Origin of the sequence: Agarivorans litoreus (assembly GCF_019649015.1) — a bacterium.
In the GTDB taxonomy this organism is placed as follows: domain Bacteria; phylum Pseudomonadota; class Gammaproteobacteria; order Enterobacterales; family Celerinatantimonadaceae; genus Agarivorans; species Agarivorans litoreus.
Map to the genome: position 1 here is coordinate 454,853 of NZ_BLPI01000001.1, position 13,057 is coordinate 467,909.

A 13,057-nucleotide genomic window follows, 5' to 3' on the forward strand; every position below is an offset into this window, starting at 1 on the left:
TCAATAAGATAAGAGCGATAAAGTTGTAACAAGGAAAGCTTGTTTAGCGGCTTTTGCATTCTGCAATGGGTTGACGAAGTAGTTGAGCAATCGCCACCACTAAGGCAGTAAAAATATAGATAGGCCAAGTGAAGCCTTGAGTAAGAAAGGTGCCCGAAACAATGGTGCCTAACATACCCGCAAACACCCCTTCAGCGCAGGAGAACAAGCCAGCATGTTTGCTCGTGGCATGTTGTGCAAGGGTCTTTAGATTTTGATAGGCGAGCCGACAAACTTTAAATAGCAGCACGCAAAATACAATAAACCCCACAAAACCTGTTTCTGCTAACACCCCAAACCAAGTGCTATGAACGGCATGGTTTTTACCGTCCCAGTGAGATGAGAAGAAATAGTAGTTAGCATAAAAGTTATCAATACCAACCCCGGTAATGGGATTATATAAAGCCATCTTAAAGGCAGCCTGCCACGCATAAATTCGGCCCATTGAAGACTCATCAATTCCCGACTCGGCCGCCCCACCCGAGCTACGCTCCGACACCCCAGCCAGAATAAACAATATCGGCAAAGCCAAGGCGCCGGCGCTAATTAGCAGCGCCTTATTTTCTACTCTTCGCCATGCTAGCACTGCACAAATGGTGGCAATGCCTAACAATCCACCTCGGCTTTGAGTGGCCAAAATGGCCAAGATAATCGCTCCAGCACATACAATGGCCAGCAAACGAGTAAACGAAAAACCTCGCTTTAAGCTAAAAGCTAAGGCAAAACCTAAGGGAAACTGCAAGGTTAAGGCGAGGTCGTTTGGGTCTCCAAGTACCGAACCCATCGAGCGGCCAATGGTTACTCGGGTACCCTCTACCATCTCTATACCGGCGGCGGCATTTTGTAAGGCAACAGTCGCAATCATTAAGCCACAAACAAAAAAGGCAAGGGCTGCTCTCTCAAAATCTTCGGGGCGACGCATTAACCAAGCAATCGCCACAGTCATTAATGCAATCTTGCTAAATACCCCATTAAAATAAGCCATTGCTGTCGGTCTACTACTGGCAAATATCACCCCCACCGCACACAAAGCCACAAACAACATTAAGCAGCTTAATTCTTTACTCCAGTAGATTTGCATTTTGCGAGAAATGAATAAATGCCAAGCCAAACAAGCTAAGGATGCAAGGGCCAATAATTGCGGAATGCGTAAAACATACAAGGCAGGAAAAGCTTCGTGTAAACGAAAAAATGAGAAACAAACAAAGCCAAGCACTACCCAGAACGGTTGTTTCATCACCATTACAACAAGCAAAGGAAGAACGCCTAAGGCTATTGGAATCAAGGGATTAGATAGCTTCAACCAAATTAGAGCTACCAGCGCCACAACCAATAATGACCAAGCTAAAGGCTTAAGTCGCATTCCGCTATGGTCTTGATTTTTTAAGGCTGCTTTCATCTACATTACTCTCTGGCATTCAGCTTGCTTATGTAGCTGTATAAGCAAGCTGAATGCCAGCTACTATCCAGGAGATTGATATGCCTAACGTAGTGAATAGCCAACCCGTATGCAGTGTAGTGATCCCTACTTACAATTGTTTAAGCTACTTAAAACAAGCCTTAGCAAGCGTTGAACAACAAAACGTAGATAAGCTGGAAGTTATTATAGTAGACGACAACTCTAGCGATGGCACCTGGCAATGGCTGCAAAGCCAACAACAAAAAACACCGCATCTACGCAGCATTAAACTCAGCGGCAAAGGCCCGGCAGTGGCGCGCAATATTGCGATTCAGCAAGCTAAAGCACCGCTTATTGCTTTTTTAGATGCCGATGACATTTGGTTAGCAGGCAAACTACAACGCCAAATCGAATTTCATCAAGCAAAGCCTGAATTAAGCTTTAGTTTTACCGATTACCGTCATGTGGGAGAACATGGCGAAGACCTAGGCACTTGCTTCGAGTTTTGGCCAAACTACCAAGGCTTAAGCCAACAACAAAAGGGCTACCAACTTAAAGCCGATGCCGCAGCAAGTTTGTTTGCAGAAAATGTGGTTGGCACCTCTACGGTAATGGCATCTCGGACAGCCTTACTAAAATGCTTCGCTTTTGATGAGCAACTGCCCTCGGCAGAAGATTGGGACTTGTGGCTAAAGTTGGCATTACTAGGCCCTGTTGGCATTAGCAACCATGTTGATTGCGAATACCTAATGCGCGATGGCTCGGAAAGCAGCAAAAGTCAGCTACGCATTAAAGCCATGCACATTATCTATCAGCGCTATGCGCAAGCGGTAAAACAGCAATCACCAAAAGCTTTAGCCCAAGCCAAAGCTCGCATCGCCACCGCAGAAGCGGAGCTATACAATGAACAAAGCCTGCGACTATCAGCAATATTCTCAAGAGTTCAGGCTCTTTACTATTCCCCAAATCGCCGACGCGTTATAGAAACCTTAGCGGACACCCGTAATTTGTTATTGCTGAGATAGCAGCAAGATTAATGGAGTCTGACAACACGTAGCTCAAACCTAAGCTAACAAAACACCCCCAATTGGGGTAACTGCTGGGTCTGAGCTACCACACCAGAATAACTGTGAGAGAAGCCCTCAAACTTTGACCCTTTTACTCTTATTGCCCCCTTTTATTACAAAAAGCAGCCCTCAAAATACTTACCCGCGTATCAAATAACCATGAGCAAAACACCAATAAGCGATGCGTTTGGCATTGAACAATGCCGTGATTTTAGGTATGCGATAAAGGTGCTAAAGCGAGAAAATGTTTAAAGTGACTCTGACACCTATTATCTATTTGTCACGTTTTTAAGCACATTGTCATCACTTTGACATTATCGTGTCTACAATTATTGTAAATTTAAGGTTAACAGCCATATCGGTAATTCGCCTTAGTCTAAATGAATCGTACATTTTCGTTTTAATTTATCCATGAGTTAACCACTAGCGGTTTTGATTGAAAGCAGTGTTGAAAAATCAAGAAAAATGAAAGGAAAGTAGCAATGAAGTCATTAATAAAGCTATGCAGTATGCTCTTGTTAAGTGTCGGGCTAGGCGCTAATGCTGTGGCAGCAGAGGAAGCAACTAGCGAGTTTGACATCGTCATCAATCATGGCCGCGTCATGGATCCTGAAACCCAGTTTGATCAGATTGCGAATGTGGGAGTTAAGGATGGCAAGATAGTCGCGATCACTCAAGATATAATTAGCGGTAAAGAAACAATCGATGCAAAAGGGCTGGTTGTTGCACCAGGCTTTATCGATACTCATACTCACGTCATACATCCGAGCATAGCGAGACTCTATCTCCGTGATGGGCGAACTTCGGTCATGGATCTAGAAATAGGCGTTTACGGGCCAAAAATTGATGCATTTTATAAACAGCATGAAGGGAAATCGCCATTGAACTATGGTGCGTCGGTATCCCATGAATTCTCTCGTTCAGCTGTGCTTGACGGCTTCAACGATTGGCAATTGTATCATACCCCTGACGCAATTCGCAGTCGTGCTTTCGGCTCGGCTTGGTCAAAAGTGAAGCCAGATCAAGCTCAGACAAATCAAATTCTTTCGACAACAGACGAAGGTTTGCGCCAAGGTGGGATAGGTATTGGTTCCACATTAGGTTATATGCGTGACGGTGTCAGTGCTCGTGAAGTATTCGAAATGCAAAAGTTGGCCGGTCTATATGGTCGACCAATCGCAATGCATTTTAGAGGAACACCGGGAAATGAGGTGACAGAAGTTAACGGTATCCAAGAAATGTTGGCAAATGCTGCGGCCTTGGGTGCGCCTGCAATTGCTTGCCATTTCAATAACCATGGTTATAACTTGGTACATGAAATCATGGTTAAAATGCGTGAGCAAGGCCACAATGTGTGGGGAGAATTATATCCCTATGAAGCAGGGAGTACGACCTTGAATGCGGTATTCCTTGAGCCTGAAGTTTGGGTTGACGAATTAGGCTACAAGTATGAAGAAACGGTAATGGATATTAAAACAGGTGAGTTTTATACCGAACAAAGTCGAGCAGAAATGCTAAAAAAAGAGCCTACCCGTTTGGTCGTTATTTTTAAAATGCCAAGCAGTGCAATTATAGACTGGTTAAGAATGCCCGGCGTTGCGCTTGCCTCTGATGGCGGCTCAATACCTAAACCAGGTGCTGGCATTGATCTTCCTTTTGAGGAATTGAACAATATGCATCCACGAGGTGCTGGAACATATGCCCGAGCTTTACGCATAGCGCGAGAAAACAACATTCCGCTAATGCAAGTCGTCGCAATGTCTAGCTACAATACGGCGCTTCCTATGAGCAAAATGGGCTTTGAATTCATGCAACTTCGCGGCAGAATGCAAGAAGGTATGATTGCAGATATCACCATGTTTGATCCTGAGACGGTGCAAGATAACGCAACTTATGAGACAGGCACTATTCCGTCGTCGGGCATTCCTCATGTAATTATTAACGGCGTAATCGTTATGCGAGATTCAGAGTATGTCAGCGGTGCTTATCCTGGCCAGCCAATACGTTTTAAGGTTGAAGAGGAAGGTCGTTTTCAGCCATTATCCGAAGAGAGTTGGAAGGAAGAGTTTCAAGTTGATGTGGTGGATTTCAGCGGTGCAGCACTGACTGTAGACTTGCACGATAAAGAAGTGCATCTGCACTAATACACAAATGGTTATTAATGTAAGTGCCGGTTCTTGAAGACAAGAATCGGCATTTTTGTTAAGTCAGTGAATACACATGAATAACTATTTTTCCGGTTAGCCCCCTGCCGATAGCACTTGTTTAAAGTAAGCAGTATTTAATGCCGCGATATTTTGCTTAGGTCTGATACTGTCCTTTTACTCGTTTCTTGCCTCAGCAGGTTTAGCGCTATATGGCGGATAATCGCCAAAAGCTCTGCGGCGTTCTCTCGGTAGATTTGACAATTGTCTTCGCAAAACGCTCTATCAAGCACCCAGTGAAGGCTGTTTTCGATACCCCGATAACGTGAACGGACAATTTATTTAGACAGTACAATTTGTTATCACCACTCCCCGCCATTTAATAAAAAACGCATACGAGACCGACCTTTAAAAAATACTTTTTACTCATTAAACCAACTGATTATACACTTTTTCAAACTGCGGGATAATCGCTTCTGGCGAGTAACGCTCGATAATAGTTTGCCTAGCCTGCTTAGCAAGCTGATGCTGAAAATTAGCATTTTGTTGCCAGCATTTAATGACTTCACACCACTGCTCAACTTCAAAGCCTTCTAGTATAAAACCATTTTGTTGGTGTTTGATGAGTTCACTAAGCGCCCCAACATTACTGGCGATAACCGGGATCCCTCTGCTCATGGCCTCTAAAGCCGCCAGCGGCAAGCCCTCATTTCGTGAAGGCATACACAGTAAATCTAGCTCCTTCCAGCAAGTATCCATGCTGTTTTGTTTGCCGCGTAAGTTTAGGTTTCTTAAGTTTCTGTGTTCATCATTTGGCAATAAAGCCCCCTCACCAAACACCACAAAGTTGAGCTCAGGCATGGCCTTAGCCAATTGGTAAAAACGATCAGGCCCCTTTACTTCTGTTAGCCGACCAACAAAACCAATGGTTAGACGGCGCTTATATCGCCGCGACTTTAAGGTCGATACAAACGGGGGGACTTGCACGAAGTTGTTCACTATCTTGCTAGATGCTGCAACACGCTTGGCTATATCTCTACTAACAGCAATTCTGGCCTGCGATAAACATGCGGTATACCGGTCTAGCCAGTCGTAGCAGGCTAAACGCCCTTGGCTAATTTCACCTGCATGATAGCTAGAAACCAACTTGATAGGCTTAATACAGCGTAACACGCGCCCTACTAAACTTGCTTTGTAACCATGGCTGTGTACCAGTCTTGGAGAGAAGCCATTCACCGCATGCAACAAACTAGCTATCGCGCCGTCGAGTATTAACCAAGGCACTTGAGCTTGCTCTAACTGACTAAGCATAGGATGAGGCTTGATATAAGCCTTCCAAAACACAACACATACAGCATGGCCTCGTTGCTGAAGCGCTAAGGCCAAATTGAACACGTGGCTCTCTATACCGCCCACTGTTTGGCTGTCGATAAACAACCAAACAGAATACGCTTGAGGAACCATCTCACCATGATGATATGCCTGCATCGCATTGACCTCTTAAAACGAAAAGCTCGGTGAGGTAACACCTAACTCTGCCAAACTTAACTCTTGATGAACTCGAGTCACGTTGCCAGACGATAGCTGCCAAACCTCAGCCACTAAAGTGCTGGCATGAGCTGGTAAGGTTATATCTAGCGCCATTTGTGATTGGCTAATTTGACCACGCCATACACAAGAACTGTACGCTATGCTTTGCTGCTCCATGTCTTTCCATTGGGTACAAATATTTAAGTGAGCTCGTTCGTCTCCCTGCATTGGATAAGACACCTGCAACTCTATATCTTGCTGATTACTAAAAATAAAACTCTCTGCAACCTGTACGTCTTCTAAGCTGGTTGCAACAGGGGTTGGCTCAGGAGCGGGCTCAGGTAGGGTTTCTACCGGCGTAGTAGGTTGCGGGCTAGGCTCTTCGCTTTCTACTGCATCCACAATTTCTACAGCACCACTACCGCCGCCTCCCCCCCCACAGGCCACTAACAAGCTGCTGCTTAACACCAATAGCCCACTACTTAAAATACGGTTTACATTGATTAACTTGTTCATGGTCTTACTCCTGATCTTGATAAATAAGTTCGCTGCGGGCATTTTCCAGCAAGTACCAGTCACTGGCTTGTTGACCTTCACTTTGGGCGTATTCAATAAAGTTGGGGTAGGCATCGCTTACTTTGATTCGCTCAAATGGATACTGCCAGTTGTAAGGCACAATGATTGCCCAAGGCAGGCCGTTGCCAGTTTGGTAGTAGGAATTAGCCGCTGGGTTGGACACATCATCCATGCTTCCCCACAAGGTATCGTCAGCTTGCGAGCTTGGGCTTTGATTTTTAGCGTGGATCTCTAAGCCACGGCCTGGTGAGTTTGCAAAATAAGGGTTACGCGCTTGATCGGTTGCGTAGATAAATGGGTCAAACGGTGCGCTAGGTAAACTACTGGCCGCGACACCTTCAAGCATTGGTAACAATACTTTAAAGTGAAGTTGACCTTCGCCACGACAATCGCTTTGCGTTTTGTAAAAGTCACACTGGTTTTGATTATTAATATAATCGCGCACGTTACTGGCAATGATCGCGGTAATATCGCTAGTGTTTGCATCCAGAACCGGACTATCCAATAGCTGTCCATTTATTTCATATCGAATGGCTGCAACATCCACCAACGATTTATCAAGCCCTGGAATACGGATCGCAAAGCCATTATGAAAACTTGCGCCAACCGCTCTTACTTCACCTTGCAGCTCTACCCTTGCAACGTCGCCATCAGCAAAACTTAATACCTTAGTTTGCAGGTTTACCACTAGGTCGTTAAGGTCGTAGTCGCCTTCTGCTGGCCAATTATCTTCAAAGGCAACCGTGGCGTAGCCATCAGCACTTGGGTAATAACTAACCTGAGTGGCCGAGTCGCCCACGTAGATTTGCATGTCTTCCACTTCACCATCTGGTGCGCCACCCGTGGCGGCATTACCACCCGCCGAGCTAATCCGAAAACGTGCCCAGCGGTCACCACTTTCGTAGCCCTCAGGCACACTCACTAAAAGAGATTGCACACCACTTACAACAGCTTTATCAGTTAACACTTGCTCTTCTGGGTCAAAGTATCCGCTGCCATTCAAATCGATCCAGGCGCTTAAATAGCCGTCTGCAGAGCTGTCTACCTGCACTACAAAATCTAGGCCTACTTGCACATTGGTTACAAATGCAATGCCGTCTTCATCGTCCAATAAACGAGAGCTGTCATCACTCTTTGGATACACATAAGCATCGGCTTCGCCGTCTACATAGGTGCCTAAGTGAATTCCGCCATCCACTAGCTGGTGGCGCGCGCCATTATTGGCTAAAGAAGTACCAAAGCTATCTGGAGCGTCACCAAAGTCGATATTGGCTTCGTCTTCGGCAACAATCGGGGCGATTGCGCATCGGGCGCCATCGTTATTACCCGATGCCGGTCCTTGTGCGTAAAACTGAGCTTGTGGGTTACTTTCTGAAACATCAATTTTGAATACTGAGCCATCGCTGTTGCGGCTAATATATAGGTTGCCATCAACATCAAAGTAAACCGCGCCAAAGGTGCCAGTTTGACCAACATTTGCGAGGTTTTGGCTATTTCCGTTGCTAGCGTCAATGCTCCATAAGTTTCCGTTGTTATCAACGCTGTAAAGCATGTTGTTATCGGGATGGAAGGCCATATCAAAAATGCGCAAGTTTAAGGCACTACCATCAATTACTCGCTGCATTTGTAGGTAGTCACTATCAGTTTCATCTAGCGACACACGGTATAAACCGCGCGATGAACCGCTGCGATAGAGGTAATGAGCATTGTGGCTAACGGCTACATCGCCCACGTAAAAACTCACATTACTGTCAATGCCATTCCAATCTAGATTAAGTGGCTCAATTTGGTAGTCATCACCAATTCTTGCCAGGGTGCCATGCTGGTAACTCCAAGCATAAAGGTAATCGTCATGGAGGTTAAAACCCAAAGCGTTGAGTTTACCGGTAGTGCCCATATCATCGGCCAAGGTTTGGTAAAAGCCTGTGGCCAAGTTAACACCGAACAGTTGCGCCACATTTTGCTGAACCAAAAAAGCTTGTGTAGGGCAACTTGAGAACGCAGCACCATAAGTGCTCAATGGCGAGCAAAGCATGGCAAAAGCGAGAGGTTTCCAAAGTTTCATATTCAATCCTATCGTTTACTTTGTGAGGCTAGTAATTGCTTATTAGCAAGAGCTAAGCCAGATCTGTAACGACATGATTTATATGAATTTAATTGCGAATATCCCATTGAATAGAATGACACTTTTGCATCTTGCAAATCAGTTAGAATAGCTGAAGAACTAAAGCTATCTAACTCCCTAGCAACCAAACCGCGTTTTCAACATCTATTCCCTTGGCAAACCCTCCTGTTTCCTGTCTGCTAGCGAGTTTCTTTAAAGCATAAACGGATGCATATAAACACTCTATTTCAGACTCTGGTAATGCAAAAGGAGGACCGGAATATTGGCTTTGTTCGTAGTTGTAGGTAACCACTAGTTGCGGTGCATTGTTGGTGATAGTTGGTAGCATTTGAGCGTAGCGCGTGCGAATGTTTTCGGGTAAAGCCACTAAAGCACCACGATCATAAATTGCGTCCACTTCGCCTAATAACTCACTGTTTAGACTAAAGATATTAGCGACAAAAATATCTATATTTGCGCTCGTGTAATGTAGGCCGTCAGCTAAGCTCTCTACATTTGGGCTCTAGGTTTAACTCTGCAAAAAGCTGCTTTATGGCATGCTCACTAAGCTCTACGCCAACTACTTTCATCCCCTTGTCTAACAACCAGGCGATATCTCGCGTTTTCCCACACAAAGGGACAAACACTCGCGCACCTGCTGCTAGTTTAAGAACATTAAAGTAATCATATAAAAAGCGGTTCACCTCTCCTTCATGAAAACCGATTTCGTCTTTTTCCCATTTTTGATGCCAAAATTGTTCGTGCACGTTTACCCCCTAAAATCTTTCTAATCTGCAAAAAGCGTTGTGCTAAGCAAGCTTATCCACTAGTTTACAAGTTAAAGTCGACTTTAAGTCAAGAGTAAAAAAGATGGATATAGCAGAAGTAGTAAAAGCCTCGGGGCTTAGCGCTTCAACACTGCGCTACTATGAACAACAAGGCTTGATTAAATCTAGTTCAAGAAAAGGATTGCGACGTCAGTTTAGTAAGAAGGTAGTGGAACAGCTGGCCTTTATTAGCTTAGCCAGCCAAGCTGGATTTTCGTTACTTGAAATAAAGCCCATGCTCACATCAAATGGAGCGCAAGTAGAACGAGCTAAGCTAAATGCCAAAGCCGATGAATTAGACAAAACGATCAAAGCTCTCACTACTATGCGTGATGGCTTAAGACACAGTGCAAAATGCAAAGCAGCCAATCATTTCGAATGCCCTACCTTTCGCCGTTTACTTAACATCGCCAGTAAAAAATCGAGCAAATCTAATAACAAACTCAAACAAGCCTAAAGTAAAAAGCCCTGCTAAGCAGGCAATGCCGTTCACTTAAGGTGAACGGCATTTTTGTTTCTAGCGTATCGCTGCGGCCTGGGCTTAACGCACCTTGGAAAGGTTCGTTCTCGCCTTGGCGGAAGAATGAGGCTTTCTGCCATCCCATAAAAATGCTTGAGCTGCCGAGGAATTGCCCCTGGGCTGGAATAAGGCAGTCCTACCAATAACCTCATGACATGCGCTAACGCGCCATTGAAACTCAGCTGGTAAGGCAAGTAGCTCCCTTTCAACACAAAGCACATTTCAACCATTTGATACCGTATCAAATTATAGCTCAGCAAAATGCCCCATAGCTCTTGGCGCACCAGCTCCGGTTTACGGCTTCTGAGTGTCAAACGCCTTCCCAACATAAACTGTTTTTGCTCTCGGTATCCCAGTTCGATTTCCCAACGGTGTCCATACAATGAACCAATATCTGCTGCGGGAAAGCGCATCGGGTCAATCATGGAGGTGAGTACCTCAAATGTCTTGCCATTGATTTTGCGGGTCACGAGACGAGCTGTCATCGTTTCGGATAGTTCTGGCCATAACTTACGCGCTCTAGGATTACTAGTAAGGGTGACAAGTTTATCGTTACGCCCAAGGCTTCTCAGCACGGTATATTGAGTGTTTTTCTTTAATGGCAGAAGCCAGTGGCGCTCTGTTCCTGCACTCTACCAAGCATGCAGTAGCCCCATCGAATAAAAGCCACGGTCGAACATCGTTAGGCTATGGTCTGGCGTATCTTTAATCAGCTTTTCGGCTAACACCATTTCGTTGACGTTGTAGTCGTCGAAAGCACTGGCGGTGATGAGATGTGTGCTTAACTCCATCTGACACACCATGCGCACTTGTGGGTATTGTGTGCCTTTAGGTCGAGAAAATGCATCGCTGTTCTCTTTAGAATCATCAGTACGCCAAGTGACACCATCAACACCGAGTAATGTTAAACCATTCCAGTGAGCGAAGTTGGCTTGTTGGCACCAGCGCTTTGACATGAGTTGAAAGACATCGTGTATCGCTTGTTCGCCTAGCTGTTTACGCCGTTGCGTGAGTGCACTTGGCGCAACGAAAGGCTTACCTTCACGGTCAACAATATCGAGCTGATTCACGATATTGGCTATCGATTTGTCATTATAAAGCGCCATTCCAACAAGCAACCAGACCAGTGACTCAAGCGACAGTTTGCGCTTTCTCAGCGTAACCGTATCGGACAAAGCATAGGCTTCATTAATGAGCTCAAGGGGTAACAAATCAGCCAGTGTTTCAATTTGATTGGGCTTCCAGTCATTGATGATGTTGAGTGCTTGTGAGACGTCCATAAACGAAAAAATCCGATGCCATTAATAACATCGGATTTTGCTATACCTAGAAAGATCGTCAATGGTTCTGTCTTAACTGATCGGCATTACTGCTAAGCAGGGCCTTTTTGTATCTTGATGAATGCAGACCTAGCTAGCTTCGGCTTCTTCCCATGATTGCTTTTTGCGATAAATAGTAGAAGGACTTACATCCAGCAATTCAGCAGCTTTAGGAATATTACCATCGCAATGGTCTATCGCATGTTCGATGGCTTCTTTCTCAGTAATCCACAGCGGTTGAATTTGATATTGGCTAGCGCCGTTTAAGCCAGTATCACTTTGTTCCTCAGTAACGACTTCTTCTGAGTGTCGACCATCTTTACCAATCGCACCTTCTGGAACCAATTGGTTTATCGGAGGTGGTAACTGGCTAGCGAGCACTTCCTTGCCATCGTGTAATACACAAATATTGCGAATAACATTTTGCAACTGACGCACATTCCCCGGCCAATCATAATTACTCATTACCGTGGCGGTTAAACTTGAGAAGCGGCGAAATTGCTTACCCTCTTCCTTGGCGTAACGACGCAGAAACTTTTGCGCAATACCGGGAACATCTAATCCCCTTTCACGCAATGGCGGCAAATGAATTGGCACTACATACAAGCGATAATAAAGATCTTCTCTAAATCGGCCAGCTTGCACCTCTTCCCAGGGGTCGCGGTTGGTGGCACACAAAAACCTAACATCCACTTGTTCTTCTTGGCTGCCACCCACTTTTTGAAAACGGCCTGTTTGCACAAAGCGCAGTAGCTTAGTTTGTAGCTCCATGTCCATTTCACCTATCTCATCAAGAAACAAGGTTCCACCATGAGCTTGTGAAGCCGCACCAGCACGCATCGACGAGGCGCCGGTAAATGCGCCTTTAACATGACCAAAAATCTCGCTCTCCATAAGATCTTTAGGAATAGCACCACAGTTAATTGCCACAAATGGTTTGTCGGCACGGGTACCTTGCTTATGAATGGCTTCGGCACATACTTCCTTGCCGGTACCACTTTCACCGGTGATAAACACTGTGGCTTTACTTGGTGCCACCGCTTCAATCATGCGATATACATTTTGCATGGCTAGGCTGCTGCCAATAAAGCCATGGAAGCTATCGCGTCCTGCATCCGCTTGGTAGTTTTCGACTAAAGATTTTAGCTTGTGAAGGTTAAGTGCATTGTTTACCGTGACTTTTAAACGGCTGGCATCAAAAGGTTTTTCAATAAAATCCACCACCCCCAAACGCATCGAGTCAACAGCAATATCTACCGAGCCATAAGCAGTAATAATAATCACCGAGGTGGGTAAACTACGTTCTACCATCCACTCCAATACTTGCATCCCGCCCATATCTGGCAGGTTTAAATCCAATAACATCACTTGCGGAGATTGTTTAGACAAGAACTCAATCGCGGCACCACCGGTGGCAACGCGCGCTAATTTTAAATTTTCTTTGCTTAAATAAGCCTGATAGGTGGCGGCAAGCGTTTCGCTGTCTTCGACCAATAATACGGAGGCTGTTAACTCACTTCCCATAGCTTCTC

General features: G+C 45.2%; 10 protein-coding genes and 2 pseudogenes. 3 read left to right on the plus strand and 9 right to left on the minus strand.

What is annotated here, in order from left to right; all coding sequences use genetic code 11:
* Nucleotides 1–43 precede the first annotated feature (43 nt).
* A complete protein-coding gene (locus tag K5L93_RS02060; RefSeq protein ID WP_220718266.1) occupies nucleotides 44–1,438 on the minus strand; it encodes an O-antigen ligase family protein in 1,395 nt (464 codons plus the stop codon).
* A gap of 53 nt (nucleotides 1,439–1,491) precedes the next feature.
* Between K5L93_RS02060 and K5L93_RS02065 the strand changes: the two genes are divergently transcribed.
* Both K5L93_RS02065 and K5L93_RS02070 read left to right on the plus strand, forming a co-directional pair.
* Nucleotides 1,492–2,463 carry a glycosyltransferase family 2 protein gene (locus tag K5L93_RS02065; RefSeq protein WP_220718267.1) on the plus strand — a complete coding sequence of 324 codons (972 nt, stop codon included), beginning with the start codon at nucleotides 1,492–1,494 and terminating at the stop codon, nucleotides 2,461–2,463.
* A 524-nt stretch (nucleotides 2,464–2,987) separates the two neighbouring features.
* Complete coding sequence (locus K5L93_RS02070) at nucleotides 2,988–4,649, plus strand: amidohydrolase family protein (RefSeq protein WP_220718268.1); 1,662 nt, start codon at nucleotides 2,988–2,990, stop codon at nucleotides 4,647–4,649.
* A gap of 96 nt (nucleotides 4,650–4,745) precedes the next feature.
* Here the strand turns inward: K5L93_RS02070 and K5L93_RS20030 are convergent.
* The 6 genes and pseudogenes from K5L93_RS20030 to K5L93_RS20040 all read right to left on the minus strand — a co-directional run.
* Nucleotides 4,746–4,966: pseudogene (locus tag K5L93_RS20030) on the minus strand (transposase); the annotation flags it as partial.
* A 112-nt stretch (nucleotides 4,967–5,078) separates the two neighbouring features.
* The gene (locus K5L93_RS02075) at nucleotides 5,079–6,137 is read right to left on the minus strand and encodes a glycosyltransferase family 4 protein (RefSeq protein WP_220718269.1); all 1,059 of its coding nucleotides are present in this window, start codon (nucleotides 6,135–6,137) and stop codon (nucleotides 5,079–5,081) included.
* A 12-nt stretch (nucleotides 6,138–6,149) separates the two neighbouring features.
* Complete coding sequence (locus K5L93_RS02080; protein ID WP_220718270.1) at nucleotides 6,150–6,695, minus strand: hypothetical protein; 546 nt, start codon at nucleotides 6,693–6,695, stop codon at nucleotides 6,150–6,152.
* A gap of 4 nt (nucleotides 6,696–6,699) precedes the next feature.
* Nucleotides 6,700–8,820, minus strand: a complete 2,121-nt coding sequence (locus tag K5L93_RS02085) for an LruC domain-containing protein (RefSeq protein WP_220718271.1) — start codon at nucleotides 8,818–8,820, stop codon at nucleotides 6,700–6,702.
* Nucleotides 8,821–8,989: 169 nt separating this feature from the next.
* Entirely contained in the window at nucleotides 8,990–9,331 is a 342-nt protein-coding gene (locus K5L93_RS20035) for a class I SAM-dependent methyltransferase (protein WP_308805600.1), read from the minus strand.
* Nucleotides 9,332–9,356: 25 nt separating this feature from the next.
* Nucleotides 9,357–9,626: a class I SAM-dependent methyltransferase gene (locus K5L93_RS20040; RefSeq protein WP_246614962.1), complete on the minus strand. Its 270-nt coding sequence runs from the start codon at nucleotides 9,624–9,626 to the stop codon at nucleotides 9,357–9,359.
* Nucleotides 9,627–9,729: 103 nt separating this feature from the next.
* Between K5L93_RS20040 and K5L93_RS02095 the strand changes: the two genes are divergently transcribed.
* A complete protein-coding gene (locus tag K5L93_RS02095; protein WP_220718272.1) occupies nucleotides 9,730–10,143 on the plus strand; it encodes a helix-turn-helix domain-containing protein in 414 nt (137 codons plus the stop codon).
* Nucleotides 10,144–10,175: 32 nt separating this feature from the next.
* Here the strand turns inward: K5L93_RS02095 and K5L93_RS02100 are convergent.
* Together K5L93_RS02100 and K5L93_RS02105 are read right to left on the minus strand one after the other, a co-directional pair.
* Nucleotides 10,176–11,486, minus strand: a pseudogene (locus K5L93_RS02100) (IS4 family transposase).
* A gap of 129 nt (nucleotides 11,487–11,615) precedes the next feature.
* Nucleotides 11,616–13,049, minus strand: coding sequence for a sigma-54-dependent transcriptional regulator (locus tag K5L93_RS02105; protein ID WP_220718273.1), 1,434 nt, complete (start codon nucleotides 13,047–13,049; stop codon nucleotides 11,616–11,618).
* Nucleotides 13,050–13,057 lie beyond the last annotated feature (8 nt).

What these genes read in the sequence shown, in the direction of transcription:
- K5L93_RS02060 (WP_220718266.1), bottom strand. Translation starts at nt 1,438, where the DNA reads ATGAAAGCAGCCTTAAAAAATCAAGACCATAGCGGAATGCGACTTAAG.
- K5L93_RS02065 (WP_220718267.1), top strand. Translation starts at nt 1,492, where the DNA reads ATGCCAGCTACTATCCAGGAGATTGATATGCCTAACGTAGTGAATAGC.
- K5L93_RS02070 (WP_220718268.1), top strand. Translation starts at nt 2,988, where the DNA reads ATGAAGTCATTAATAAAGCTATGCAGTATGCTCTTGTTAAGTGTCGGG.
- K5L93_RS02075 (WP_220718269.1), bottom strand. Translation starts at nt 6,137, where the DNA reads ATGCAGGCATATCATCATGGTGAGATGGTTCCTCAAGCGTATTCTGTT.
- K5L93_RS02080 (WP_220718270.1), bottom strand. Translation starts at nt 6,695, where the DNA reads ATGAACAAGTTAATCAATGTAAACCGTATTTTAAGTAGTGGGCTATTG.
- K5L93_RS02085 (WP_220718271.1), bottom strand. Translation starts at nt 8,820, where the DNA reads ATGAAACTTTGGAAACCTCTCGCTTTTGCCATGCTTTGCTCGCCATTG.
- K5L93_RS02095 (WP_220718272.1), top strand. Translation starts at nt 9,730, where the DNA reads ATGGATATAGCAGAAGTAGTAAAAGCCTCGGGGCTTAGCGCTTCAACA.
- K5L93_RS02105 (WP_220718273.1), bottom strand. Translation starts at nt 13,049, where the DNA reads ATGGGAAGTGAGTTAACAGCCTCCGTATTATTGGTCGAAGACAGCGAA.